We start from the raw sequence: 25,574 nt of genomic DNA, 5'->3' as shown, positions 1-25,574 counted from the left end.
GCGACCATGCGGCAGTCGGGAGAGGAGAGAATAACAGTTTCCCCATCCCGGGGACGCAGCGGTGTATGCGCCACTTGCGCCGCGAGAGGTAGGATACGGCCTGACTTGTCGTTGGAACGACGCATGAACCTCGACCCTCTGAGCGACAGCAAGATCATCGATTCGTGGCGGCACAATGCTTCGCCGTGGACACAGGCAGTACGCGCCCGCGAAATCGAAAGCCGCCGTCTGGTTACGGATCAGGCCATCGTGGATGCGGTGCTGGCTTGCGAGCCCAGGACTGTCATCGACCTCGGCTGCGGAGAGGGGTGGCTAGCGCTCGCGCTGCAGCAACGCGGTATCGGCGTGACGGCGGTGGACGTGGTGCCCGAACTGGTGGCTGCAGCGAAGCAGGCGGGGGTAATCGATGGCAGGGTTCAGTCGTACGAAGAGATCGCCACAGGGCAGTTCAAAGCGAGCGCCGATGTCGTAGGATGCAATTTTTCGCTGCTCGGCAAGGAGTCGGTAGAGGGTCTGCTGCGGATCATGCCAACGCTGCTCGAAGCAGATGGGAGCCTGCTTGTGCAGACGCTCCATCCTCTTGTTTCGTGCGGCGATCTGCCGTACGTTGATGGCTGGCGCACGGGTTCGTGGGCCGGCTTCGGCCCGGCATTTACCGACGCCCCGCCGTGGTACTTCCGTACCTTGCAGGCATGGGTCGAACTGCTGCGCGGTAGCGGGCTCGTCCTGCGTGCATTGCAGGAGCCGTTGGACCCGAGAACCGGCAAGCCCGCGTCGGTGATTTTTCACGCGCAGGTCCAGGCCCAGGTCCAGGCACCGGTTAGCAAATTGAGTCAGTAACAGGAAATGCGAATCATGATGGAAGATAACCCGCTGTCCGACACGAAGCGGTGGTTGCAAGGACTGGTTCAGGCCGGTGAGGCTGCTGTTCAGGCGGCGGAAAACTGCCCGGAGGCCAACGATCCCGCAAGCGAAGTCGGGATGATGGTGGCGTCGCAGCGCGATCTGGTACGCGGCGAGGTGGTGAAGTTTCGCGCGAAGCTGACCTCGCTTACGCCGGTCAGGCTGAGCGAGAAGAAGTTCGCCGTGACCTTCGACCGCCGCTACTGGAAGCAGGGGACGTTTGTCTATCCGCTGCACGTCTTCCATGACCCCGAGCACCGCTTCTCGGCGGAACAGGTCCAGCAGGTACAGGCGCTCAAGGTTGGCGAAACGGTTGACCTCGCCGACGGCCGGATCGTTCAGCGTCAGGAATAACCAGCCTGTCACGCCGGGATCTCGTGCGGCCAGTTCGATCCGGCCTTCGGGTCAACCCCATGCCTAGCGGAAAATCTCGGCAATCAGATTCGCCACGGTGCGGATGCGCTCACTGTCGCGCAGTGCAGGATGCAGCACCATCCACACGTCCTGATCGAGCGGCTTGATGTGCCGCTCCACGCAGACCAGATCGCTCGTCGTGTCGCCCGCGAGCTGGGCGAGCACGCCGAGCCCGGAGCCGCCCAGCACGCCATCGAACACCCCCATGCCGTAGCTGCTTCGAAGCGAGGGCGCTGGCGCGCCGGTCAGGGTTTTCAGCCATTGCGTGGCGGGATGATCGGGCTGCCGGTCGTCATAACCGACGAACGACAGCTTGTCCCACTCCTTTCTGGCGATGGCCGCCTTGTGCCGCAGATAGTAATCGCGCGAAGCGAACAGCCCGAAGCGGATGCGGCCAATCCGGCGCACATACAGGTCGCCTTCTTCCGGACACTCGGACCACAGTGCAATGTCGGCTTCGCGCCGCGCGAGGCTATAAGGCCGCCGAGACGTCAGCACTTCGATCTGAAGACCGGGCAACCGCTCCTGAAACGAGCCAAGCAGCTTCAACAGAATGTACGATGGCCACTCGACCGCATTGATCCGCACCGTGCCGTGCGGGCCGCTGCTGCCGGTCACGTCCGCGGCGCGCTCGATCTGATGGGCGAGGTCTTCCATCTGCTCGGCCCACGCCAGCACCCGTGCGCCGAAGGCAGTCACGGTACAGCCCGATGGCACCCGGTCGATCAGCGGCTCGCCCAGCCGGCGCTCGAGCTCGGTCAGGCGCCGCGAGAGGGTGGGCGCGCTCAGATCGCATGCCGCCGCGGCGGAGCGCATGGTGCCGCCGCGCGCGATGGCCACCAGAATCCTTAGATCGTCCCAGTCCACGTGTTCCATTTTTGAAACGGCCGATTTTGAAATTTGGCATAGCATAACCGAGATCGCGAGGATAGGATTGGACCTGCTCACGCTTGTCCCAGCATCTGGTGGCAAACGTGACGTCCTAACCCATCACACGATTCGGCGGCTATCAGTACGTAGACCGAACGAGCGAACAGGAGACACATCAATGATTCGCCATTTCCAACCGGCGCGACGTCGCGCTATCGTAGTCGGTGCAGCCTTCCTGGCCGCGTCGGTTCTGCCCATGTCCACCGCGTTCGCGCAGGCCCCGCACAAGCCGAAGGTCGCGCTTGTGATGAAGTCGTTGGCCAACGAGTTCTTCCTCACCATGGAAACCGGCGCCAAGGATTATCAGAAGCAGAATCCGGACAAGTTCGACCTGATCACCAACGGTATCAAGGACGAGACGGACACCGCTAACCAGATCCGTATCGTCGAGCAGATGATCGTGTCGAAGGTCGATGCGCTGGTGATTGCACCGGCTGATTCGAAGGCGCTCGTGCCGGTGCTGAAGAAGGCTGTCGACGCGGGCATCATCGTGGTCAACATCGACAACCAGCTGGACAAGGACGTGCTCAAGTCGAAAGATCTGAACATTCCGTTCGTCGGCCCGGATAACGCCAAGGGCGCGCAGAAGGTAGGCGACTACCTCGCCAAGCATCTGAAGTCGGGCGACAACGTGGCGATTATCGAAGGCGTTTCGACGACGACCAACGCGCAGCAACGCACGCTGGGCTTCAAGAATTCGATGGCGGCCGGCGGCATGAAGGTGGTATCGCTGCAATCGGGCGAGTGGGAAATCGACAAGGGCAACGCGGTCGCGAGCCAGATCCTCAACGCAAATCCTGATGTCAAGGCGCTCCTGTGCGGCAATGACAACATGGCGATCGGTGCGGTCTCGGCTGTACGTGCGGCTGGCAAGGCTGGCAAGATCCAGGTGGTCGGCTACGACAACATCAGCGCGATCAAGCCGATGCTCGCCGATGGCCGTGTCCTCGCGACGGCGGATCAATACGCCGCCAAGCAGGCCGTATTCGGTATCGATACCGCTTTGAAGGCACTGTCGGAACACAAGAAGCAGTCGGAATTGTCTGGCGTGGTCGAAACGCCGGTCGATCTGGTCACCAAGTAAGAACGGTATAACGCGTGGCGCCGCCCGGTGCCACGCGCCCGCTTCTGGTCTGATTCGGTCAATTTGATGTCTACTCCAAACCTTTCCCTTGTCGATGCCAAAACCGTGCTGCAGGTTCACGGCATCGGCAAGACCTACGCCGAGCCTGTACTCGCGGATATCTCGCTGGACCTGCGCGCAGGCGAGGTGCTGGCGCTGACCGGCGAGAACGGTGCGGGCAAGAGCACCTTGTCGAAGATCGTCGGTGGTCTGGTAACGCCGACTACCGGCTCGATGACGCTAGGCGGCACGGCTTACACACCCGCGAGCCGCAAGGACGCTGAAGCGCTTGGCGTGCGCATGGTCATGCAGGAACTGAACCTGCTGCCGACGCTTTCTGTTGCCGAAAATCTGTTCCTGAACCGCTTGCCGCACCGCGGCGTGTTCGGCTGGATCGACCGCACCAAACTGCGCGAGGATGCGCGGCACGCCATGGCGCAGGTCGGGCTCGACGCGATCCATCCCGATACGCTGGTGGGTACCCTGGGCATTGGGCATCAGCAGATGGTCGAGATCGCCCGCAATCTGATCGGCGATTGCCGTGTGCTGATCCTCGACGAACCCACCGCGATGCTGACGGCGCGCGAGGTCGATCTGCTGTTCGAGCAGATCGAGCGGCTCAAGTCGCGTGGCGTCGCGCTGGTGTATATCTCGCACCGGCTGGAAGAATTGAAACGTATCGCGAAGCGCGCCGCCGTGCTGCGTGACGGCCGGCTCGTGCACGTCGACGAAATGGCGAATCTCTCTGCCGACCGTCTGGTGACGCTGATGGTCGGGCGCGACATTGGCGAGTCGATCGATCTTGGCGAGCGGCGCATTGGCGAGGTCGCGCTGAAGGTCAGCGGGATGACCCGCGAGCCCGTGGTGCACGACGTTTCCTTCGAAGTGAAGGCCGGTGAGATTTTCGGCATCAGCGGTTTGATCGGCGCGGGCCGCACCGAACTGATGCGGCTTATCTACGGCGCGGATCGCGCCGATGCCGGCGAAGTGTCGATTGCATATGGCGGCGGTGCGCTCGAGAAGGTGCAGATCACCTCGCCAGTAGACGCCGTGAAGCATGGCGTCGCCCTGATTACGGAAGATCGCAAAGGCGAAGGCCTCCTGCTCACGCAGCCGATCGCCGCCAATATTTCGCTCGGCCATCTGGGCGCCGTGTCGAAGAACGGCGTGGTGGACGCGCGTCGCGAGGCGGCCATGGCGGGCCAGCAGATCGACGCCATGCGCGTGCGTTGCTCAGGACCGGCTCAGGTCGTATCCGAGCTTTCGGGTGGTAACCAGCAGAAGGTGGTGATCGGCCGCTGGCTCGCGCGCGATTGCACGGTGCTGTTGTTCGACGAACCCACGCGCGGCATCGACGTCGGCGCGAAGTTCGATATCTATGCCTTGATGGGCACCCTCGCGCGGGAAGGCCGTGCTTTGGTGGTGGTGTCGAGCGATCTGCGCGAATTGATGTCGATTTGCGACCGCATCGGCGTGATGTCGGCAGGACGGATGACGGGACTGTTCGAGCGCGGCGCCTGGACCCAGGACGGGCTGCTCGCAGCGGCGTTCGCGGGCTACACGCAGCGCGACGAAATCCTGCACGAGCCGATCGCGCCCGATGCACACGTGCCCGGCGGCAAGCCCGGCGACAAATTAGTGGAGTACTAAGCATGACCGCACCAACCAGCCTGCCTACGCTGCAGAACGAACCGCCCAAGAATGCAAAGCCGGTCGGCACGCGTCTTGGCTTCTCGAACTACCTGGGACTGCTTGGCGCGCTGCTCGGCATGATCGTACTGTTTTCGCTGCTGAGTTCGCACTTCCTCACCTACGACACGTTCAGCACGATCGCTAACCAGATCCCCGACCTGGTGGTGATGTCGATCGGCATGACCTTTGTGCTGATCATCGCGGGCATCGACCTGTCGGTCGGCTCCGTGCTGGCGCTCGGCGCGGCGTTGACGAGCATCGCGGCATTGCAATGGCATTGGCCGGCGCTGCCGTCTGCCTTGCTCGGCATGGCGGGCGCAACCTTGACGGGCTGCGTGACCGGCACGATTACCGTGGCGTGGCGGATTCCGTCGTTTATCGTGTCGCTCGGCGTGCTCGAGGGGGCACGCGGCATTGCGTATCAATTGACCAACTCGCGCACGGCGTACATCGGCGATGCGTTCGACTTCCTCTCCAACCCGATCGCGTTTGGCATTTCGCCCGCGTTTCTGATCGCTATCGTCGTGATGGTCGTTGCGCAGTTCGTGTTGACGCGCACGGTGTTTGGCCGCTATCTGGTCGGTATCGGCACCAACGAGGAAGCGGTGCGTCTCGCAGGCGTCAATCCGCGGCCCTACAAGATCGCGGTATTCGCGATGATGGGTCTGCTCTCCGGCCTCGCCGCGCTGTTCCAGATCTCACGTCTCGAAGCGGCGGATCCGAATGCCGGCTCGGGCATCGAATTGCAGGTGATTGCAGCCGTGGTGATTGGCGGGACGAGTTTGATGGGTGGGCGTGGCTCGGTGACCAGCACCTTCTTCGGCGTGTTGATCATCTCGGTGCTGGCCGCAGGTCTCGCGCAGATTGGCGCTACCGAACCCACCAAACGCATTATTACAGGGGCCGTCATTGTCGTGGCGGTCGTGCTGGATACCTATAGAAGCCGGCGTCGCGCCGCATGATCCCGTCATTCGGCGAATGATCGGCAGGAGAGAGAAAGTGTCGAAAGAAGTGAAGCAGGGCCGGGTGCTCGTGGTGGGCAGTATCAATACCGACCTCGTGGCGCGTTCGCCGCATTTGCCGCGGCCGGGCGAGACCATTAGCGGACATGAGTTTTCTCAGGTTGCCGGCGGCAAGGGCGGCAATCAGGCGGTGGCGGCAGCGCGCATCGGTGCGCGTGTGGCGATGGTCGGATGCGTCGGCAAGGATGCCAACGGCGCGCAGCGCGTCAAGGATCTGGAAACGGAAGGCATCGATTGCGCGGGTATTGATGTCGACCCGGCGCAGCCTACCGGTGTCGCGATGGTGACGGTCTCGGATGACGGGCAGAACACTATCGTCGTGGTTGCGGGCAGCAATGGCCAGCTCACGCCGGACAGCGTCGCGCGTCACGAGGCTGCAATCAAGGCTTGCGACGTCGTGGTTTGCCAGCTGGAAACGCCATGGGATTCGGTCTTCGCGACGCTCAGTCTTGCGCGGCGCCTTGGCAAGATCACGGTGCTGAATCCGGCGCCGGCAACCGGGCCGTTGCCGGCTGAATGGTTGCCGCTGGTCGATTACCTCGTGCCGAACGAAGTCGAAGCCGCAATCCTCGCCGGCCTGCCGGTCGAATCGGAGAGTGGCGCGAGAAGGGCGGCGACAGAGTTGCAACGTGGCGGCGCGCGCAATGTGATCGTGACGCTTGGCTCACAAGGCGCCTATCTTTTGCTCGAAGGTGGAGAAGGGACGCACTTCCCTGCGCCGCAGGTTCAGGCAGTCGATACGACTGCTGCTGGGGATACGTTTATTGGTGTATTTGCCGCGCAAATTGCCGCGCGGCAGCCGCTTGAAGGCGCGATCAGTCTGGCGCAACGGGCTGCCTCGATTTCGGTCACGCGCGCTGGCGCGCAACCGTCGATACCTACGCGTGCAGAAGTGGATAGCGCGGGCTGAAGCGGATCGTTCTTTAAAAATTTCGACGTCAAATAGCTGAGACGGCCTGCGCTGCCGATCGTATTGCTGTGATAGCAATGCCGATTGCGCAGGCCGGCTCTCATTACGCACTGCGCTTGGCCCAGTCGACAAACGCGGCACCGACCTCGCGCATGACGGCTTCACGGCCGTCCATGTCGACATACGGTGCATCGTAATAGGCCGCGACAAGTAGAGGCGCACGTCCCGGTGGCCGCACGATCGCGTAGTCGTTCGTTTCTTCTTCGACGCTGGTTCCCGGCCGGTCTGCGGCAACCCAGTCCGTCGGCAACGACGCGCGGATCCTGTCGAGGCCTGGCTCGCAATCGATCATCCAGCTTTCAAGTTGTTGACGCGACTGCGCGCTCAACACATTGCCCAGGAGTATCTTGCCGACTGATTTCGTGATCGCTTTCGGCGTCGTGGTATCGCGCGCGCCGCTGTATTGATTGGAGTCGGGTTCATAGCGATCCGAACGCGTGACGGTGTCGCCGAGGCTTCTAACAAATTGGGTCAGCGCGGGAGGTCCGCCAGCGTCTCTCATCAACAGGGTCGCCGCTGTGTTGTCGCTGACCTCGACGATGGCCTGACACATCGCGCGGACCGACATGGCGCCTTGCGCGACATTGGCCTTCGTCACGGGGGACGTGAAGATCAGGTCCTTCTCCGTGTAATGCACGAGGCGGTCCAGATTCTCCTTGCCCGCGTCCACGCGTGCGAGCACCTGCGCGGCGAGAAGTCCCTTGAAGGTGCTGCACATCAGGAAACGTTCGTCGGCCCGGTAAGCGAGCGTTCGGCCGGAGCCGGTATCGATAGCGAACACACCAAGGCGTCCGCCGCGGCGGCGTTCGATGTTGCTGATGGGGTTGGTGGCTGCGTAAAGCTGAGTGGTGAGCCCGCTGCCGAGCAGGAACGGTAGCCCGAGAGCCAGGCGCCGACGCGTGATAGAGATGGGCAAAGAATCGTCCTGATAGTTAGAAGTTTTCTGGTGCGCATTCTGCGAACCGGTCGCCGGGCGAGCTTGCGCGTTGTGCAGAATCCTATCGGATAAGATACCGCCGCAACGTTCACTATCTAACCGATGGAGCCCTTTCAGTGATTCAACCGAGTAACGTATTCAAGGACAATCTGGCTCAACTGCCTTCGATCGACGGCATCGAGCGTATCGATCTGCTGGACGGCAAGGGTGCCGTGGTGGCGAGCATTGAGAACAAGCCTGGCAAGCAGGGTTCGGTCGCCGTTTACCACTATCTGCAGCAGGTATTCGGCGCGCTGGATGCCAAGGCAGCCGAGCACGGCATGGCAGTATTCGCGGAGCATACGTCCGACGCCCGTAATCGTCCGGGTGCACATCCCAACGTCGACCGTCTGCTTGTCATTGCGGCGGGAGGAGAGGCGTTGCGCATCGAGGTGGTTGCCGCCGCGGCCTGAGCGCGCAACCGTAGAACAGGCGGCATCGCTCAGGTGAGAGATGTCGTCATCTCGGACGCTGCCGCAGGGCTATCGAAAAGATTCAGATAGGTTCGCGATTGCATTTCGGCTAACCGGCTCAGCGTGCGCGACAGATCGAAGCGCTCATGAAATTCCGGATTCGGCAGCAGACCCTGCGGCGCGGAGTTCGACGTCAGCACGATGCGCGTGCCCAGTTCAAGTGCGATCTCGAGAAAGCGGCCGATCAGAAATGCATCGGCGATATCGTGCACGTGGAATTCATCGAAGCACAGCAGCTCGACGCCGTCGAGCCATTGCCGCGAGACCGCGGCGCTGGCTGTCATCCGGCACGACCGCGCGCGCCGCCAGGGCGCTCACGACGCGAGCTTCGTCAATCATCGTGCTGCAACTCCACGTTTTGAGCAGGGTCGTTTTCGAACAGGGGTCATCCAACCAGGCACCGCTGCGGGCTCAACGATATCTGCACTCGCAGTACAGCGCCTAGTGGAAATACCGATGGCCAAACCCGTGACGACCCGGCGGTTGCCGATGCGCGCCAGTTCCACAAACACGATATGAGGAAATGATCGTAACGAAGCTTGTTACGATCCTATCATTCGATGTACGATGGTTGCGAATAAACCATCACTGGTTGCTGTGCACTGCACAAAATCACGGACGACCCATGCCTGAAGCTCCATCTTCGTCTTCCTCGGTCATCGCGCTTCGGCGCGGCGTGGCCGTACATCCCGAACGTAATCCCGGCGTGCCGTTCGACGCCGCCTGGCTCGACGGCCTGCGCGTGAATCAGTCTGCAGTCGAGCGGCGCACCGCTACGCTCGGCACGCGGCGCACCGTCAAGAAAGATGCGCAGGCCGCGTGGCTATTGAAGGCGGTCACCTGCATCGACCTGACCACGCTGAGTGGCGATGACACCGAAGGCCGCGTGCGGCGCCTGTGCGCAAAAGCGCGGCAGCCGGTGCGTGCGGATATCCTCAGCGCGCTCGGCATCGCACCGCAGACCATCACGACCGGCGCGGTGTGCGTCTATCATCGCTTTGTGGCCGCTGCGGTCGATGCATTGCAGGGCAGCGGCATCCCCGTTGCGGCAGTGTCCACCGGCTTTCCGGCAGGCCTCATTCCGCATCCGCTCAAACTGAAAGAGATCGAAGCCTCGGTGGCCGATGGCGCGCAAGAGATCGACATCGTCGTCACGCGCGAGCATGTGCTTACGGGCAACTGGCAAGCGCTTTACAACGAGGTGCGCGATTTCCGTGCGGCCTGCGGTCCGGCGCATCTGAAAGCGATTCTCGCCACCGGCGATATCCGCACGCTCTCGAATGTGGCGCGCGCTTCGATGATCTGCATGATGGCGGGCGCCGATTTCATCAAGACTTCAACCGGCAAGGAAGGCGTGAATGCGACGCTCGACGTGTCGCTGGTGATGGTGCGCATGATCCGTGATTACTACGAGCGTACCGGCATCCTGATCGGTTTCAAGCCGGCGGGCGGTGTGTCCAGTGCGAAATCCGTGCTCACGTATCAGATCCTGATGAAAGAGGAACTGGGGCGTGCGTGGCTCGAGCCGGAACTGTTCCGTGTCGGCGCGTCGAGTCTTCTCGCGGATATTGAACGCCAGCTCGAACATCACGTGAGCGGCCGTTATTCCTCCTTCAATCGTCACCCCGTAGCCTGAGCAGACCGATCCCATGAGCGTAGCCGAATATTTTTCTTCGATGGAGTACGGTCCCGCACCCGAGGACGATCAGCCTGCGCGCGCGTGGCTTGCGCAGCACGAGGCGAGCTTCGGGCATTTTATCGGCGGGGCATGGCATGCACCGGCTTCGGGCGAGCGCTTCGAATCGCGCGAACCTGCCACGGGCGAGTTGCTTGCGCAAATCGCTCAAGGCGATGCGGCTGATGTCGACGCGGCGGTTGCTGCCGCACGCGCCGCGCAGCCTGCCTGGCTAACGCTCGGTGGCGCTGGACGCGCGCGTCATTTGTATGCGCTAGCGCGTATGGTGCAACGGCATAGCCGTCTGTTCGCCGTGCTTGAAGCGCTAGACAACGGCAAGCCGATTCGCGAGACGCGCGACATCGACGTGCCGCTGGTCGCGCGTCACTTCCTGCATCACGCCGGGTGGGCGCAACTGCAGGACAGCGAGTTTGCCGATTTTGCGCCGCTGGGCGTAGTCGGTCAGATCGTGCCATGGAATTTCCCGCTGCTGATGCTCGCGTGGAAGATTGCGCCGGCTATCGCAACCGGAAATTGTGTTGTGCTGAAACCTGCAGAATACACGCCGCTCACGGCCTTATTGTTTGCGGAGCTGGCGCATCGCGCCGGTTTGCCTGCGGGTGTGCTGAATGTTGTGACCGGCGATGGCCGCACTGGCGCTGCGCTCGTCGAACATCCTGATGTGGACAAGCTCGCGTTTACCGGCTCGACTGAAGTCGGCCGGCAGATTCGCTCGGTGACGGCCGGCTCCGGTAAATCGCTGACGCTCGAACTTGGTGGCAAGTCGCCGTTCATCGTGTTCGACGATGCCGACCTCGACGGTGCAGTCGAAGGCGTCGTGGACGCCATCTGGTTCAACCAGGGGCAGGTCTGCTGCGCCGGTTCACGTCTGCTGGTGCAAGAGGGCATTGAAGCGCGCTTCATCGACAAGCTGAAGCGGCGCATGGAAACGCTGCGCGTGGGTTCGTCGCTCGACAAGAGCATCGATATGGGCGCGATCGTCGATCCGGTGCAGCTCGAGCGAATTCAGTCGCTCTTGGAAGCGGGCCGTCTGGAAGGCTGCTCGGTATGGCAATCGCCGGACGCCGCCGTGCCGGGTCAGGGTTGCTATTACCCGCCCACACTCGTAACAGGTGTTGCTCCTGCTTCGACGCTCGCTCAGGAAGAGATCTTCGGCCCCGTTCTGGTGACGATGAGCTTCCGCACGCCGGACGAAGCGGTCGCGCTTGCCAACAACACGCGCTATGGATTGGCCGCGAGCGTGTGGAGCGAAACGATTGGCCGTGCGCTCGATATCGCGCCGCGCCTGCAAGCGGGTGTTGTGTGGGTCAACGCAACCAATCTGTTCGATGCCGCGGTCGGCTTTGGCGGTTATCGCGAGTCCGGTTATGGTCGTGAAGGCGGCCGCGAGGGCATTTACGAATATCTGAAGCCGCGTGCGTGGCTTAAGCTCGTTGAACGTCCTGCACGAGTTGCGAATGAGCGCGCCGCAACGGACCCGTCGCTTGCCGCGGTGGCAAACGTCACGCCGATCGATCGCACTGCCAAGCTGTTCATTGGCGGCAAGCAGGTGCGGCCAGACGGCGGTTATTCGCTGCCCGTCTATGGTGCAGACGGCGCGATTGTCGGCGAGGTGGGCGAGGGTAATCGCAAGGACATTCGCAATGCTGTCGAGGCGGCGCGCGGTGCAGGGAAGTGGTCGCAGGCCAGTACGCATAATCGCGCCCAGGTCCTGTACTACCTCGCCGAGAATCTCACGGTGCGGGGCGACGAATTCGCACGGCAACTGGTGGCGCGCACCGGCGTTGAGCTAGCCGCCGCGCATGCGGAAGTCGAAGCGGCGGTGACGCGGCTCTTCACCTATGCCGCGTGGGCGGACAAGTTCGACGGCGCGGTGCATACTCCGCCGTTGCGTGGTGTCGCGCTGGCAATGCACGAGCCGCTTGGCGTGATCGGCATTGCCTGTCCCGACGAGGCACCGCTGTTGGCTTTCGTCTCGCTGGTGGGGCCGACGCTGGCGATGGGCAACCGCGTGGTGGTACTGCCGAGCGAATCGAACCCGTTGACGGCGACGGATCTGTATCAGGTGGTCGAGACATCGGATATACCTGCCGGCGTGCTGAACATTGTCACCGGCGAGCGCGCTGCGTTGCTGCCTGCGCTGGCCAAGCACGATGACGTCGATGCGCTCTGGTGCTTCGGCAGTGCGGCGGATTCGGCACTGGTTGAGCGCGCCTCGGTGGGTAACCTGAAGCGCACCTTTGTCGATCATGGCCGCGAGTTCGACTGGTTCGACCGCTCGACAGAAGGCCCGGCTTGGCTGCGTCAGGCGGTGCAAGTGAAGAACATCTGGATACCTTACGGAGACTGACCGTCGAACGCTGATCCGATGGCAGTCCGCTAGAACATGGAGAAGACACTGTGCTGAAGAATCTGGACCCGCTGTTGAACGCCGATGTGCTGTACGCGCTGCGCGCGATGGGCCACGGCGACGAAGTGGTGATTTGCGATGCGAATTTCCCCGGCGATTCCGTTGCGCGTGAAACGGTGCTGGGCAAACTGCTGCGCTTCGACGGCGCGGATGCGGCGAGCGCGGTTCGCGCGGTGCTGTCTGTCATGCCGCTCGATAGCTTCGTCGACGATCCGGCGCTGCGCATGGAAGTGGTCGGCGAGCCGAACACGATTCCTGCCGTGCAACGCGAGGCGCAAGCTGAAGTGAACGCCGCCGAAGGGCGCGATGTGCCATTTGCCTCGATTGAACGCTTCGCTTTCTATGAGCGGGCGAAGCAGGCGTATTGCGTGATCGCGACCGGCGAGCAGCGTGGGTACGGCTGCTTTGTGTTCAAGAAGGGTGTGTTGCTGGCGCCGGACGCGCCCAGTGCGACGGAGCGCAGCAAATGAGTACGCAGTCCCAGGCGAATGGGCGCGTTGTCATTCTCGGCATCTATGTGACCGATCTGACTTTCCGCGCCGAACGTATGCCGCTGATCGGCGAAACCATCGCGGGCTCGTCCTTTGCGATGGGCCCGGGCGGCAAGGGCTCGAATCAGGCGGTTGCGGCGGCGCGCGCTGGCGCACAAGTGGTGTTCTGCACGCGCCTCGGCAACGATGCGTTCGGCGCGATCGCCCGCTCGACGTGGGCTGCCGAAGGCATCACGGCACGCGCGACTGCCGTAGAGGGCGTGTCGACGGGAGCGGCGCATATTTTTGTCGACGAGACCGACGGCCGTAACGCGATCATCGTCGCTTCCGGTGCTGCGGGCACGATGAACGCGAGCGACGTCGACGCGATTGAAGCGGATATTGCCGCTGCGCAGGTGTTCGTGACGCAACTGGAGCAGCCGATCTCTGCCGCGCGCCGCGGTCTCGAAGTGGCGCGCCGGCACGGCGTCACCACCGTGTTCAACCCGGCGCCCGCGTTACCGCTCGACGACGATATTTTCCCGCTGTGCGACTACATCACGCCGAACGAAACGGAAGCCGCCGCGTTGACGGGCGTGCCGATCCAGAACGCCGACGACGCGCGTCGTGCCGCTGACGTTCTGCTGGCTAAAGGCGTCGGCACCGTGATCGTCACATTGGGCGAAGCGGGTGCGTTGCTGCACTCGGCCACGCAATCGGTACTCGTGCCGGCGTTCCAGTGCGGCCGTGTCGTGGAAACGGCTGGCGCAGGCGACGGCTTCACGGGCGGCTTTGCAGCTGCGCTGGCACGCGGCGCCGATCCCGTGGAAGCGATGCGCTTCGGCTGTGCGCTGGCTGGCATCTCCGTCACGCGGCCCGGTACGGCGCCGTCCATGCCGACCTTGAGCGAAGTGAATCAGGTATTGAGTCAGTCGGGCCAACCGGCGTCTGCGCAATAAGCCTGCGTACCAAAGGTGCATTTTGAGGCCGCTTTAGACGCGCTTCAAAGGCTCACTGAAGTCCGATGCAGTTTGAAGGAGTCTGTCTTCACCATGAAGTCCTCGTTCGCTGTTGGAAAACTGTTCTCCGACCGGCAGTTGAATTTCCTGCTGATCGTCAACGTGCTTGTCGTGCTGGTGGCCACAGGCCTGTCGCACGGCCAGTTCGTGGACATCGACAATCTGCAGTCGATGGGCAGCCAGTTGCCCGAGCTCGGTCTGCTCGCGCTCGGCATCATGCTCTCGATGATCTCCGGCAACGGCGGTATCGACCTGTCGGGCGTCGGCCTCGCCAATCTGTCGGGCATGGTTGCCGCGCTGGCGTTGCCGAAGCTCATCAGCAGCGATGCCTCGCCCGTCGCCTACACAGCGGTCTTCTGTGTGATCACGGTCGTCATGGGACTGCTCGGCGGCCTGCTGAACGGCATCGTGATTGCGAAGCTGCGGCTCACCCCCATTCTTTGCACGCTCGGCACCCAGTTGCTGTTCACCGGCATTGCGGTCGTGTTGAGCAACGGCGCCTCGGTGCCGGTCGAGTATGTCGATCAGCTCTCGGATATCGGTAACGGCACGTGGTTCCAGGTGCCGGTCTCGTTCGTCATCTTCATCGCCGCAATCATCGTGCTCGGCTGGCTGCTTAAGCGCAGTCCGTTCGGCTTGCGGCTGTATCTGATGGGCACCAACCCCAAGGCGGCTTTCTACGCCGGGATTCCGCGCGACCGCATGCTGATCGTGACTTACACGATGTGCGGCGTGCTGGCATCGCTCGCCGGCCTGATCAGCGCCACTCACACGTCGAGCGCGAAGTGGGACTACGGCAATTCGTATCTGCTGATCTCGATCCTGATCGCGGTGATGGGCGGCGTGAATCCCGCTGGCGGCCGCGGCCGCATTATCTCCGTGTTTTTCGCGGCGACGGTGCTGCAGTTCCTCGCGAGCCTTTTCAATCTGCTGGGCGTGTCGCAATTCTTCGGCGACTGCGCATGGGGTTTTCTGTTGCTGCTGTCGCTGGCGTTTGGTGGCGGCGAGCGGGTCAGCGCGATCTTCGGCTTCACGCGATCCGATCCGTCCACGCGGCGTTAGTGAGCTCAGCGTGAGCATCGGCACATAGGCAAGGTTTAGTACACGGCGTACATCGGGGCCCTGGATGTCCGCAACCGTGAAGCAGGGCGACATCGAAAGAAAAATGGAGACTTGGTATGAAACTGACTCGATTGAGCGCCGCGATCGCCGCGGGTGTCCTCACGGTAGGCGTGATCGCTGCAGCGCAGGCGGCGAATAATGTCACGATCGTGACAGTGGTGAAGGTGACCGGCATCAACTGGTTCAACCGGATGGACGAAGGCGTCAAGGAGTTCGCGAAAGACAACCCCGGTGTCACGGCCTATCAGACCGGCCCGGGCCAGGCGGACGCAGCACAGCAACTAAAGATCATTGAAGACCTGGTCGCCAAGAAGGTCGATGCCCTGGCAGTGGTGCCGTACGATCCGCCGACGCTCGAACCCGTGCTGAAGAAGGCGATGGACCGCGGCATCAAGGTGGTCACGCACGAGGCCGACAATGAAAAGAACACCATGGTCGACATCGAAGCATTCGATAACACGGCCTATGGCGCCAACCTGAACGAACACCTGGCCTCGTGCATGCACGACGAAGGCAAATGGGCCGTGCTGGTGGGCTCGCTCGGCAGCCGCTCGCAGGTGCAGTGGGCCGACGGCGGGATCGGCAACGCGAAGGCCAAGTATCCGAAGATGGATCTGGTCGAGCCGAAGCTCGAAACCAATAACGACGGCGAGCGCGCCTATGAAGTCGCGAAGGAAGTGCTGCGCAAGCATCCCGACCTGAAGGGCTTCCAGGGTTCGTCATCGCTGGACGTGATCGGCATTGGCCGCGCCGTTGAAGAAGCGGGTCTGCAGGGCAAGATTTGCGTGTACGGCACGGGTCTGCCGGGTGAGGCGGGCAAGTTCCTGGAAAGCGGCGCCATCAACGGTATTTCGTTCTGGGATCCGAAGCTTGCTGGCATTGCGATGAACAAGATCGCATTGATGCTGATCCACGGCCAGACCGTGCATGACGGCGACAACCTCGGCATTCCGGGCTACACCAAGGTGACCGTCACCAAGGGTCCGGGCAAGGGCATCATCGTGCGCGGCCAGGGTTGGGTTGACGTCGACAAGTCGAACTACAAGAACTACTCGTTCTAAGCTTGTAGATTCCTCTGTAACGGTGTGCCCGCGCGTGGGTTCCACGTGCGGGTGCATTTCTTAAGTTTGCGATTGGAATATGAATTCAGACGCTGCTTCCGTGCCGTTCCTGCAGGTTGTTGGCGTGCACAAGCGCTTTACCGGCGTGCACGCATTGCGTGGCGTGAGCCTGTCGTTCCAGCGTGGGCAGATCTATCATCTGCTCGGCGAGAACGGCTGCGGCAAGAGCACGTTGATCAAGATTATCTCAGGCGCGCAGCCGCCCGATGAAGGCGAGCTCATTATCGAGGGCGTGTCGCATGCGCGCCTCTCGGCGCTCGAATCGCTCGCGGCCGGGATCGAGACGGTGTACCAGGATCTCTCCCTGCTGCCGAATATGAGCGTGGTCGAAAACGTTGCGCTGACCTCGGAGCTGGCCACGCATAACGGCCGTCTGGCCCGCACCTTCGACCGGCGTGCCCTGGCGAAGACGGCTGCGCGCGCGCTCGAGTCGGTCGGTCTGCCGGGCGATGCGGATTTCCAGGCAACTCTGATCGAACAGCTGCCGCTCGCGACGCGCCAGCTCGTGGCCATTGCGCGAGCCATTGCGAGCGAGGCGAAGTTCGTCATCATGGACGAGCCTACGACTTCGTTGACGCAAAAGGAAGTCGACAACCTGATTGCAGTGCTAACCAATCTGCGTGCGCAGGGTGTGACGGTTCTGTTCGTCAGCCACAAGCTCGACGAATGCTATGCAATCGGCGGTGAAGTGATCGTGCTGCGCGACGGCCAGACCATGGCGCAAGGGCCGATCACGAACTACACCAAGGCGCAGATCAGCGAATTGATGACGGGCCGGCATCTGTCGAGCGAGCGTTACCGCGAAGGCGGTTTTGGTGCAGAGGTCGTGCTGGATGTGAGCGGCCTTACCCGCACCGGGCAATTCGCCGATGTGTCGTTTGCACTTCATCGCGGCGAGATTCTCGGCGTGACGGGGCTGCTGGATTCGGGCCGCAACGAACTGGCGCGAGCCCTGGCCGGCGTGGCGCCTGCGCAGCATGGCGAGGTCGTGCTCGACGGCAAGCGCATTACATTGCGTACGCCCTCGGAGGCGAAAGATCACCGTATCGGCTATGTGCCGGAAGACCGCCTGAATGAAGGGCTCTTTCTCGACAAGCCGATTCGCGACAACGTAATCACCGCGATGATTTCCGGCCTGCGCGACCGCTTCGGCCAGATCGACCGCGCCCGGGCGCAGGCGCTCGCCGTGGAGACCGTCAAGGAATTGCAGATCGCCACGCCCGATGTCGACAAGCCAGTGCAGTCGCTCTCGGGCGGTAATCAGCAACGCGTGCTGATTGGCCGCTGGCTCGCCATCGATCCGCGCGTGCTGATCCTGCACGGCCCGACCGTGGGCGTGGACGTCGGCTCCAAGGACATCATCTACCGCATCATGCAGCGGCTGTCGCAGCGCGGCATTGGCATTATCCTGATCAGCGACGACCTGCCCGAACTGCTGCAGAACTGCGATCGCATACTGATGATGAAGAAGGGACGCGTCGCGAACGAATACCAGGCCGACCAGATGAAAGAAGCCGACCTGTACCACGCGCTGCTGTCGGAAGCCGCTTAAAGGACGTTAGGGACGTTACACGCATGAACCCGCGCATGAACCAGACCATGACCACACCATCCGTCGTCGAAATTGCCCCGCAGGTCAAACCGCTTGGCTTGCGGGCCAAACTGGCGCGTAACCCTGAGTGGTTCACCTTCGGGCTGATCGTGGTGATGTGCGTCGTCGTGGGCGCGATCAATCCGCGCTTCTTCCAGTTTGCGACGCTATTCGACACGTTGCATTCGGCGACCACGGTCTCGCTGTTTGCGCTTGGCACGCTGGTCGTGCTGGCCTCGGGCGGCATCGACGTGTCGTTCACGGCGATTGGTGCGCTGACGATGTATGGGATCACCAAGGCCGTGTTCGCATGGTGGCCCGATGAGCCGTTTGCGTTGATCCTGATCACCGGCGCAGTGGGCGGCACACTACTTGGCCTGATCAACGGCATGCTCGTGCACCGGCTCAAAGCGCCTTCGCTGATCGTCACGATCGGCACGCAATATCTGTATCGCGGCATCCTGCTGACTTTCATCGGCACGACGTTCTTCATGAACATCCCGCACAGCATGGATCGCTTTGGGCGCATCCCGCTGTTTTTCTATCAGACGGCGGACGGTTTGCGCGCAGTGCTGCCGGTTTCGGTGCTGGCGCTGGTGCTGGCGGCCGTGGTGACCTGGTGGCTGCTGAACCGGACCATGATGGGCCGCGGTGTCTATGCGATGGGTGGCAGCCTCGCGATTGCGGAGCGCCTCGGCTACAACGTACGCGCGATCCACCTGTTCGTGTTCGGCTATACGGGCATGTTGGCGGGCATCGCGGGGATCTTGCACGTGTCGAATAACCGGCTCGCAAACCCATTCGACCTGGTCGGCTCCGAGCTCGATGTGATCGCCGCGGTGATTCTCGGCGGCGCACGCATTACCGGCGGCACGGGCACCGTGGTCGGCACGCTGCTGGGCGTCGTGCTGGTCACGCTGATCAACAACGTACTGATCCTCATCGGCGTGCCCAGCACGTGGCAAAAAGTGATCATCGGCGCGTTCATCCTGATCGCCGGCACACTGTTCGCTCTGCAGCGAAAGTCCTGAGCGTTAAAACGCGTGCTGCAACGCCAGATCGAAACCGATCACCACGAGCGAGCAACCGATACCCGTTAGAACATTGGCGACCCGGTGCTCGAAGTCCGGGTGGCGGGTGATGCCCGCACAGGCCAGAAACACCACTTCGACGAAAATCTGCAGGCCCACGAACGTCAGCATGAGCAGGAATTCATAGCCCATGTACTTGAAGTTCGCGAAGTTCATGCCGTAATCGTAGATCCATCGCCCGACCCGGTACGCCTCGTAGGCAAGCAGCAGGATCGGAAAGAGATAGCTGGTCACGTAGGTGGGTACCGTTGCGTGGCGTAGCTCGAGATGAAAGTGATGAGAGTGGTGAGCAGTCTGCATGTCTCCTCCTGTTCGCGTCAGTCTCGGACCAATGCTAAAAAGTTTGACTGAGGTTCTGAAGAAAGGTGCGATCGCAAAGGTTGCTGTACCTGCGCGACGGGCATTTTTTCCTGCCACATATTGGATCGGTAAAATTGACCCGTCGCGGAACGCCGACTCGCTGCCGCTTGACGTTGCGTATGCGCAACAGATATTTTCCTGGCAGATCTTACGAACTGACCTCTTCGTGCTTGAGTGATTGCACCTTTCGCAGGGCTGGAAATAACCTCATCCAGAGCAGGGCAACCGCGATGGTGGCGACGCCTCCCACCAGCACGGCAGGTTGCGCACCCCACCATCCGGCGGTCAATCCGGACTCGAATTCGCCGAGCTGATTCGATGAGCCGATAAACAGCGCGTTGACCGCGCTCACGCGTCCAAGCATCCCGTCCGGTGTGCGTAGTTGCACTAAGGAGCTGCGCACGACCACGCTGATCACGTCCGATGCACCGAGCGCCGCCAGCGCGAGCCACGAAAGGAGAAATTGATGCGAGAGGCCGAACACGATGGTCGCCACGCCGAACGCAATCACGCCGCCGAACATGGCCGCCCCTGGCCGATTACGCAGTGGAAAATGCGCGAGCCAGATGGTGCCGCTCAACGCCCCGATGGCGGACGCCGAGCGCAACAGACCGAGTCCGAGCGGTCCGGCATGCAGGATGTCGCGCGCGAAGATCGGCAGCAGCGCGGTCGCACCGCCAAACAGGACCGCGAATAAATCGAGAGACAGCGCGCCGAGAATGACTGGTTGCTGGCGGATAAAAGCGATGCCTGAAAAGACGGACTCGAGGGTAACGGGTGCGCGCGTGGTTGGCTTCGCCTGCAACGGAATACCCCAGACCATCGCCGCCGCCAATGCAAACGTGAACGTACAGACGATGTACGCAAACCCAGGGCCAACGCCATACAGCAGGCCGCCCAACGCCGGGCCGACGATTTGCGCGGTCTGGCCGGCCGAGGTTGCCCATGCGGTCGCCTGGGGCAGTTGGGCGCGAGGCACGACGCCCGGCAACAACGAAGACACCGCGGGTGATTCGAAGGCGCGCGCCGCGCCGACGCAAGCAGCGAGCGCATAGATAACAGGTGCGCCCAGCCATCCGCCAAAGGTGCCCAACACAAACAGCAACGCAGCAGCGGCTTCGATGCTTTGACAGACGGCGGCGATGCGCCGGCGGTCGTAGCGGTCGGCGACGTGGCCGACCACGAGGGTTAGCGTGAACATCGGCAGAAATTGCGCAAGACCGAGCAGGCCAAGCGCGAAGGCGCTATGTGTGATGGCATAGATGTGCCAGCCCATGGCAACTGCCAACATCTGGAAGGAGAGCGAAGAAAGGACGCGGGTGCACCAGAAGCGCTGAAAGGGCCTGCTGCGCGGCAAGCTTTGCAGCGTAGCGCCGGTTGTCGCGGCGCGTGATTCGCTGGAGGGAGTGGGGTTCGAATCTGCGGGGGGCTCTGCGGGCTGAGGGTTCATTGATTGCGAAGTCGGTTGCGGATCCGACGCCTTGCATGCGCCGCCGCATTGCTAAAAAGCCGCCAAGTTTAGTGCAAGTCCGATGATCCCGCTCGCGCTCATCGTGCAGCAATCGGACGATAACGTTTGCGCCTCGCTTCGGCTTTCGCGCGGATCGCCCGCCGGTAAGGCAATTCAGTAAGTTACCCAGAAAGATTAGATAGGACTCACACGTAAATTTGAGTTCATGAGAGTCTAGTTTGTCGTGCTGAAGCACGGATATATGGCGTGCCCAGTGCGGCGATTTCTTCTCTTATCGCTCAATTGGGGTTACAAAATGGATCGACTCAATCCTGCAGTATTAATTTCCGAATCGCACAACGGACGGGCCGCCGACTCGGTAGATTTGAACCTGCCGGTGAAAAAAACCGAAAGAATGCCGTTTACCATTCGAATCGTCGCGGACGAAGAATCCCTTCAAAAAGCTGTCGAAATGCGCCAAATGGCTTACAGCAGGCATCTGCCTGACTTCGCCCGCCAAATGACGATAGAAATAGGCGATTACGCGGCCGGCACGGCCGTGCTTCTCGCGGAATCGAAGCTGGACGGGGGCCCACTCGGGACCATGCGCATCCAGACCAACCAGTTTGCACCACTGGCGGTCGAGCAATCAGTTGAATTGCCGGACTGGTTGCAGGGTACCCGCATGGCGGAGGCGACCCGGCTGGGAGTGGCCGGCGGGGTAATGGGACGGATGGTAAAGATCGGGTTGTGCAAGGCATTGTTTTTATATTGCCAGCAACAGCAGATCGACTGGATGGTGATTACTGCGCGCACTCCATTGGATCGCGAATACGAAGCCATGCTTTTCGACGACGTTTTCGCAAAAAATCAGTTTTTGCCAATGGCGCATGTAGGCGGATTACCTCACCGGGTTTTGGCCAAGCCCGTGGCGGTAGCTCGCCAGCGATGGGCGGCGGTTCAGCACCCGCTGTTCCAGTACGTGTTTGAAACACACCACCCGGACATCGATTTATCCCCGGTAGATTTATCTTTTGCGCGAGAAACGGTAGGATGCCTGGAGGCTTCGCAAATTGCTCAAAGTAGCTAAAACAACATAGTCCGGCCATCCGGCAGGCCAACTAATGGAGTGTGGCGATGGCAGAGCCATTCAGGCTCTGTCATTGCCCAAATAGAAGCGCTGCCGCACTAGGGGAATTCCAGGTATGGAATTGGCGACTTTCTTCTCGCGATCGAGGTACATGCGTGCGGGGTCGTTCATCGACTGGCTGCTGTTCGCATTCTCGGTGTATCTCGTGCCGGGACTCATCGCGGCCGCGACGGTCGTCGCTTTTCTGTGGGCGCCAAGACAATTCGAGTCGAACGGCTCGCTTGTTGTGAATCTTCATGTCGTCCCTGACAAGACCAGTTCGCTTACGCCGGCCGAGGCGCTGCAAGCCCTGAGCGGGCAACTGCGGGCGCCTTCTACGCGGCGCTACAGCACGCGGCTCGCCGAAACCCCTTTCTGGTTTCTGTTCGATGTACCCGTCATCAAATCGGGGCAGCCCACGCTGATTGAATTTCCGTCTCGCCACGCGCAGACAATCGCGTGCTGGAACGCATCGACTTTGGCGCCGCTTGGGCAAGGTGATCGCCGGGGTGTCAGCGGCAAGATCAGCCCCATCAAGGCTGGGTTCGAGCTCGCCGTCGACGCGCCGGTGTCTGCCCCAAGTGCTGTCTTGTGCCGCGGGACATTTTCGGGTCCTGCGTATCTGAACGCACTTGCCTGGAGCGCGCACGACCTCGATCGTTCAGCGCTCGACTTCCAGGAAAACTCGGCTTTGATCGCGGGCGGTCTGTTGACGCTGGCTGTGTTCGTCTTCGTGACCGCGCTGATCAATCGTGAATGGACGTATGTGATTTTCGCGGCCTGGCTCGTCGGCAATCTGCGGCTCTGTGCGAATGCCATGGGCTGGGACATGGAATGGATCGGCCGCATCATTCCGCCCGATCACATGCAGTTGCTGCGTCAGGCCACCTTCGCCGTGTACTACATGCTCACGGTAGCTTTATTCGGCCAACTGTTCCGCCGCGAGCTGAAAGGAGAAGGCTTTCGCTGGATGCTGCGGATCGTGCAATACAACGGTCTTCTGATGCTCGTGGCAGCCGCCACGCTGCGCTATGCGCAGTTCATCCCGGTGCTGTGGGCGCTCAGCAGCCTGGGCATGGTCGTGCTGATTTTCCTGCTTGCGCGGCTGGTGTGGACAACGCGTTCGCGTACTGTGCTGTGGTACGTGGCGTCGATGGCGGTCGTGCTGTTTTCGATCTTCTCCGAGGTGCTGGGTGCGGCGTTCGGCATCAAGCTGCTGTTTGGCGGCGTGAATCCCGTGATCGCAGCGCTGTCGTCGAGCATGATGGCTGCATTCGCGATTGCGGAGCAGATGCGCGCCGATCGCGAGCGCCGCCGCCGCATGCAGACGGAGTTGCGCAATACCTATGATGTTGCGCCGATCGGTCTCTTCACCCTGGATGAGAACGGACGTTTCGTGCGGGCCAATCCCGCGCTGCGTGCGATGCTCGATATGCGCAAGGGCGAATACAGGGACCGTCACTGGAAGGACTATTTCGAACCGGGCGCCTGGGGTTCATTGCAGGCGCTGGCGCAGAAGGGCAGTGAGGCCGAACTCGAACTGGGCGGCTCGCTCGAAACCGGCACGGCTGAGCGGCGCTATTCGCTCAAGGCCACGCATTCGAACGGCTGGATCGAAGCATCGTTGCAGGACGTGACGGAGCGCTCGAAGGCTATCGAGCGGCTGCATTTTCTCGCGGAGCACGATCCGCTAACCGCCTCGCTGAATCGCCGCGGAGTCGAGCGGGCCATCGCCGAACAAAGCGACGAAAACGCACCGTGGGCGCTCGCGTATATCGATCTTGACCGCTTCAAGCTCGTCAACGATCTGTTTGGTCACCGCGCCGGTGACGAGGTGCTCAAGCAGGTTGCAGCGCGTACCCGTTCGGTGGTGAGGTCCGATTATTCGGTGGGACGGATCGGTGGCGACGAGTTTATCTGTGTGATGAGCAATACGGGTATCGACGATGCGATCGAGCAATGCCGCGAGCTGGTCACCGTGCTCAGTGCCGCGCCGTATCAGGTAGGCAATTGCGCGTTTCAGGTCAAGGCGTCGATCGGACTGGTGGAGTGCTCGCACGGCGTACGCGTGCAGGACGCGCTATCCAACGCAGACGGTGCGTGCCGTGAGGCGAAGAACGTGGCACACGGGCATCTCGTCACGTATCGCAAGGGCGCGGCCGCCTTCGAGGAACGCGCCAAGGAACTGATGCTGGTCGAGACGCTGGGTCAAAACCGCCTGCCGCCTGGTCTGTTCCTGGTGATGCAACCGATCATGTCGCTCGCCGCGCCGACCGCTTCGCTCGATTTCGAAGTGCTGCTTCGCTGGCGCGCGCCGGATGGTACGACGCTGCCGGCCGGCAAGGTGATCGTGGCGGCGGAAGAGTCCGGCAACATTGCGGCCATCGACAAATGGGTGCTTGCTACTGTGCTCGACTGGATCGAGACCAACCGGCATGCGTTGTCGAAGACGCGTTTTGTCTGCGTCAATCTGAGCGGCGGCTCGCTCAACGACGAGCAGTTCATGGAAGACATCTTTGCGCTGTTCGCACGCTATCGCCCGATTGTTCGCTACCTGTGCCTCGAAATCACCGAAAGCGTGGCGCTGCACGATCTTGAGAATACACAGCGCTTTATTGCTCGCGTCCACGATATGGGCGGCAAGATTGCGCTCGATGATTTTGGCGCAGGCTATACATCGTTCAAGTATCTGAAGGATCTCTCGGCCGACGCGTTGAAAATCGACGGTGAGTTCATTCGTACGATGTGCGCGCATCCTGCGGATACGGCGATTGTGGAGGCGATCGTCGCGCTTGCGCGAAACCTCGGCATGCGCAGCATTGCCGAGTGGGTGGAAGATGCCGATACGCTGCGCGCGCTGAAAGAGATCGGCGTGGACTACGTGCAGGGGTATGTTATCGCGAGACCGCAGGAAAGCGCCGCGATTCTGACTGCCGGTTCGGCCGCGAGCTTCATCGAAGATCCCGCCACTCAAGATTTCGTCAATAGCCTGCTCGAACCCGCGCCGCGTATCGAAGAAGAATATGAAATTCGCGTGCGAGCCGGCTTGCATTGAGCGGACTTGCATTGAGCGGGCACGCAAGTGTAGGGTAGGCGTCGTTTCCTTTGCAATTTGATCCATGGACGATCTTCAATACCAACCCGATGCGGGCGTGGGGCCACCCTGGCTTGCCGTCGCCCGCGGGGAAACTGGCGTGGCCCAGTATCCGCTGGGACAAAGCAATCCACGCATCACCGAATACCATTGGCACACGAATATTCGCGGCTATGACGATAAAGCCTCATGGTGCTCGTCGTTCGTGAACTGGTGTCTGGCGCAACTTGACATCGCTGGGACTGGATCGGCATTAGCCCGTTCGTGGCTTGAGTGGGGTGAGGCGCTCGGGCAACCGGCTTTAGGATGCGTTGCCGTGCTGTATCGTGACGAGCCCGATAGCTGGAAAGGGCATGTTGGCTTTTTCTTGCGCGAGGATGCGCAAAACGTTTACCTGTGGGGCGGCAACCAGTTGGGTCGCGTCTGCGAAAACGCCTATCCGCGTGAGTCGGTGTTGGGTTATCGCTGGCCAGCGGGCGGTGTCTTTAGATAATTTGGACCGCTGCAAATAATCAGGA

Annotated in this window: 22 protein-coding genes and 1 pseudogene; 18 read left to right on the top strand and 5 right to left on the bottom strand. The window is 61.6% G+C overall.

The genetic code is table 11. From position 1 onward, the window contains the following. The first annotated feature begins 123 nt into the window (after positions 1-123). Positions 124-840 (top strand): class I SAM-dependent methyltransferase, encoded by a 717-nt coding sequence (locus P3T17_RS17060; protein WP_429408060.1) that lies wholly within the window; start codon positions 124-126, stop codon positions 838-840. A gap of 15 nt (positions 841-855) precedes the next feature. After that, on the top strand, positions 856-1,257 hold the full coding sequence (locus P3T17_RS17055) for a hypothetical protein (RefSeq protein ID WP_429408058.1): 402 nt from the start codon (positions 856-858) through the stop codon (positions 1,255-1,257). A gap of 63 nt (positions 1,258-1,320) precedes the next feature. On the opposite strand, the gene P3T17_RS17050 is transcribed toward P3T17_RS17055, so the two are convergent. Continuing rightward, positions 1,321-2,193, bottom strand: a complete 873-nt coding sequence (locus P3T17_RS17050; RefSeq protein WP_074268996.1) for a LysR family transcriptional regulator — start codon at positions 2,191-2,193, stop codon at positions 1,321-1,323. Between the two features lie 172 nt (positions 2,194-2,365). On the opposite strand from P3T17_RS17050, the gene P3T17_RS17045 reads away from it, so the two are divergent. From P3T17_RS17045 to rbsK (P3T17_RS17030), 4 genes are all read left to right on the top strand, one after another. Beyond that, entirely contained in the window at positions 2,366-3,331 is a 966-nt protein-coding gene (locus P3T17_RS17045; protein ID WP_429408057.1) for a sugar ABC transporter substrate-binding protein, read from the top strand. A gap of 66 nt (positions 3,332-3,397) precedes the next feature. Next, on the top strand, positions 3,398-5,020 hold the full coding sequence (locus P3T17_RS17040; RefSeq protein ID WP_429408055.1) for a sugar ABC transporter ATP-binding protein: 1,623 nt from the start codon (positions 3,398-3,400) through the stop codon (positions 5,018-5,020). A 2-nt stretch (positions 5,021-5,022) separates the two neighbouring features. After that, positions 5,023-6,024, top strand: coding sequence for an ABC transporter permease (locus P3T17_RS17035; protein WP_074268993.1), 1,002 nt, complete (start codon positions 5,023-5,025; stop codon positions 6,022-6,024). Between the two features lie 37 nt (positions 6,025-6,061). After that, on the top strand, positions 6,062-6,994 hold the full coding sequence (gene rbsK, locus P3T17_RS17030; RefSeq protein ID WP_429285899.1) for a ribokinase: 933 nt from the start codon (positions 6,062-6,064) through the stop codon (positions 6,992-6,994). Between the two features lie 103 nt (positions 6,995-7,097). Here the strand turns inward: rbsK (P3T17_RS17030) and bla are convergent, their stop codons facing one another. After that, positions 7,098-7,970: a class A beta-lactamase gene (gene bla, locus P3T17_RS17025; RefSeq protein WP_429408053.1), complete on the bottom strand. Its 873-nt coding sequence runs from the start codon at positions 7,968-7,970 to the stop codon at positions 7,098-7,100. Positions 7,971-8,107: 137 nt separating this feature from the next. On the opposite strand from bla, the gene P3T17_RS17020 reads away from it, so the two are divergent. After that, the gene (locus P3T17_RS17020) at positions 8,108-8,443 is read left to right on the top strand and encodes a DUF2322 family protein (protein ID WP_429408052.1); all 336 of its coding nucleotides are present in this window, start codon (positions 8,108-8,110) and stop codon (positions 8,441-8,443) included. Positions 8,444-8,580: 137 nt separating this feature from the next. Here P3T17_RS17020 and zapE read toward each other — a convergent pair. Beyond that, a pseudogene (gene zapE, locus P3T17_RS17015) lies at positions 8,581-8,772 on the bottom strand (AFG1/ZapE family ATPase); the annotation flags it as partial. A 356-nt stretch (positions 8,773-9,128) separates the two neighbouring features. On the opposite strand from zapE, the gene deoC reads away from it, so the two are divergent. The 8 genes from deoC to P3T17_RS16975 all read left to right on the top strand — a co-directional run bounded on the left by deoC (position 9,129) and on the right by P3T17_RS16975 (position 18,963). After that, on the top strand, positions 9,129-10,139 hold the full coding sequence (gene deoC / locus P3T17_RS17010) for a deoxyribose-phosphate aldolase (protein WP_074268990.1): 1,011 nt from the start codon (positions 9,129-9,131) through the stop codon (positions 10,137-10,139). A gap of 13 nt (positions 10,140-10,152) precedes the next feature. Further along, entirely contained in the window at positions 10,153-12,549 is a 2,397-nt protein-coding gene (locus P3T17_RS17005) for an aldehyde dehydrogenase family protein (RefSeq protein WP_429408051.1), read from the top strand. 50 nt (positions 12,550-12,599) lie between these two features. Beyond that, positions 12,600-13,079 carry an RbsD/FucU family protein gene (locus tag P3T17_RS17000; RefSeq protein WP_074268988.1) on the top strand — a complete coding sequence of 160 codons (480 nt, stop codon included), beginning with the start codon at positions 12,600-12,602 and terminating at the stop codon, positions 13,077-13,079. Then, on the top strand, positions 13,076-14,038 hold the full coding sequence (gene rbsK / locus P3T17_RS16995; RefSeq protein WP_429408050.1) for a ribokinase: 963 nt from the start codon (positions 13,076-13,078) through the stop codon (positions 14,036-14,038). Before P3T17_RS17000 ends, rbsK (P3T17_RS16995) begins: the two co-directional genes overlap by 4 nt. A gap of 93 nt (positions 14,039-14,131) precedes the next feature. Next, entirely contained in the window at positions 14,132-15,160 is a 1,029-nt protein-coding gene (locus P3T17_RS16990; RefSeq protein WP_429408048.1) for an ABC transporter permease, read from the top strand. Positions 15,161-15,276: 116 nt separating this feature from the next. Next, positions 15,277-16,281 (top strand): substrate-binding domain-containing protein, encoded by a 1,005-nt coding sequence (locus P3T17_RS16985; protein WP_074268985.1) that lies wholly within the window; start codon positions 15,277-15,279, stop codon positions 16,279-16,281. 79 nt (positions 16,282-16,360) lie between these two features. Then, the gene (locus tag P3T17_RS16980) at positions 16,361-17,893 is read left to right on the top strand and encodes a sugar ABC transporter ATP-binding protein (protein WP_074268984.1); all 1,533 of its coding nucleotides are present in this window, start codon (positions 16,361-16,363) and stop codon (positions 17,891-17,893) included. Between the two features lie 35 nt (positions 17,894-17,928). Then, positions 17,929-18,963: an ABC transporter permease gene (locus P3T17_RS16975; protein ID WP_429408046.1), complete on the top strand. Its 1,035-nt coding sequence runs from the start codon at positions 17,929-17,931 to the stop codon at positions 18,961-18,963. A 3-nt stretch (positions 18,964-18,966) separates the two neighbouring features. On the opposite strand, the gene P3T17_RS16970 is transcribed toward P3T17_RS16975, so the two are convergent. Continuing rightward, positions 18,967-19,323, bottom strand: coding sequence for a hypothetical protein (locus tag P3T17_RS16970; RefSeq protein ID WP_074268982.1), 357 nt, complete (start codon positions 19,321-19,323; stop codon positions 18,967-18,969). A 208-nt stretch (positions 19,324-19,531) separates the two neighbouring features. After that, entirely contained in the window at positions 19,532-20,833 is a 1,302-nt protein-coding gene (locus P3T17_RS16965; RefSeq protein ID WP_429408044.1) for an MFS transporter, read from the bottom strand. Positions 20,834-21,149: 316 nt separating this feature from the next. On the opposite strand from P3T17_RS16965, the gene P3T17_RS16960 reads away from it, so the two are divergent. From P3T17_RS16960 to P3T17_RS16950, 3 genes are all read left to right on the top strand, one after another. Next, positions 21,150-21,923 carry an N-acyl amino acid synthase FeeM domain-containing protein gene (locus tag P3T17_RS16960; RefSeq protein WP_429285892.1) on the top strand — a complete coding sequence of 258 codons (774 nt, stop codon included), beginning with the start codon at positions 21,150-21,152 and terminating at the stop codon, positions 21,921-21,923. A gap of 115 nt (positions 21,924-22,038) precedes the next feature. Beyond that, the gene (locus P3T17_RS16955) at positions 22,039-25,017 is read left to right on the top strand and encodes a putative bifunctional diguanylate cyclase/phosphodiesterase (RefSeq protein WP_429408042.1); all 2,979 of its coding nucleotides are present in this window, start codon (positions 22,039-22,041) and stop codon (positions 25,015-25,017) included. A 64-nt stretch (positions 25,018-25,081) separates the two neighbouring features. Further along, positions 25,082-25,549, top strand: a complete 468-nt coding sequence (locus P3T17_RS16950; protein ID WP_429408040.1) for a TIGR02594 family protein — start codon at positions 25,082-25,084, stop codon at positions 25,547-25,549. The last annotated feature ends 25 nt before the right edge of the window (positions 25,550-25,574 follow it).

The sequence above is a fragment of the Paraburkholderia sp. GAS82 genome (genome assembly GCF_050436285.1).
Classification (GTDB): domain Bacteria; phylum Pseudomonadota; class Gammaproteobacteria; order Burkholderiales; family Burkholderiaceae; genus Paraburkholderia; species Paraburkholderia phenazinium_B.
This window is presented reverse-complemented; position numbering and strand designations above follow the sequence as displayed.

Bases quoted from the DNA above. Each gene is read 5' to 3' on its own strand.
- P3T17_RS16955 (WP_429408042.1), top strand. From the start codon at position 22,039: ATGGAATTGGCGACTTTCTTCTCGCGATCGAGGTACATGCGTGCGGGG.
- P3T17_RS16960 (WP_429285892.1), top strand. From the start codon at position 21,150: ATGGATCGACTCAATCCTGCAGTATTAATTTCCGAATCGCACAACGGA.
- P3T17_RS17035 (WP_074268993.1), top strand. From the start codon at position 5,023: ATGACCGCACCAACCAGCCTGCCTACGCTGCAGAACGAACCGCCCAAG.
- P3T17_RS16965 (WP_429408044.1), bottom strand. From the start codon at position 20,833: ATGAACCCTCAGCCCGCAGAGCCCCCCGCAGATTCGAACCCCACTCCC.
- P3T17_RS16975 (WP_429408046.1), top strand. From the start codon at position 17,929: ATGAACCAGACCATGACCACACCATCCGTCGTCGAAATTGCCCCGCAG.
- P3T17_RS17060 (WP_429408060.1), top strand. From the start codon at position 124: ATGAACCTCGACCCTCTGAGCGACAGCAAGATCATCGATTCGTGGCGG.
- deoC (WP_074268990.1), top strand. From the start codon at position 9,129: ATGCCTGAAGCTCCATCTTCGTCTTCCTCGGTCATCGCGCTTCGGCGC.
- P3T17_RS17040 (WP_429408055.1), top strand. From the start codon at position 3,398: ATGTCTACTCCAAACCTTTCCCTTGTCGATGCCAAAACCGTGCTGCAG.
- P3T17_RS16980 (WP_074268984.1), top strand. From the start codon at position 16,361: ATGAATTCAGACGCTGCTTCCGTGCCGTTCCTGCAGGTTGTTGGCGTG.
- P3T17_RS17005 (WP_429408051.1), top strand. From the start codon at position 10,153: ATGAGCGTAGCCGAATATTTTTCTTCGATGGAGTACGGTCCCGCACCC.
- P3T17_RS16950 (WP_429408040.1), top strand. From the start codon at position 25,082: ATGGACGATCTTCAATACCAACCCGATGCGGGCGTGGGGCCACCCTGG.
- rbsK (WP_429408050.1), top strand. From the start codon at position 13,076: ATGAGTACGCAGTCCCAGGCGAATGGGCGCGTTGTCATTCTCGGCATC.
- P3T17_RS17055 (WP_429408058.1), top strand. From the start codon at position 856: ATGATGGAAGATAACCCGCTGTCCGACACGAAGCGGTGGTTGCAAGGA.
- P3T17_RS16985 (WP_074268985.1), top strand. From the start codon at position 15,277: ATGAAACTGACTCGATTGAGCGCCGCGATCGCCGCGGGTGTCCTCACG.
- P3T17_RS16970 (WP_074268982.1), bottom strand. From the start codon at position 19,323: ATGCAGACTGCTCACCACTCTCATCACTTTCATCTCGAGCTACGCCAC.
- P3T17_RS17045 (WP_429408057.1), top strand. From the start codon at position 2,366: ATGATTCGCCATTTCCAACCGGCGCGACGTCGCGCTATCGTAGTCGGT.
- P3T17_RS16990 (WP_429408048.1), top strand. From the start codon at position 14,132: ATGAAGTCCTCGTTCGCTGTTGGAAAACTGTTCTCCGACCGGCAGTTG.
- P3T17_RS17050 (WP_074268996.1), bottom strand. From the start codon at position 2,193: ATGGAACACGTGGACTGGGACGATCTAAGGATTCTGGTGGCCATCGCG.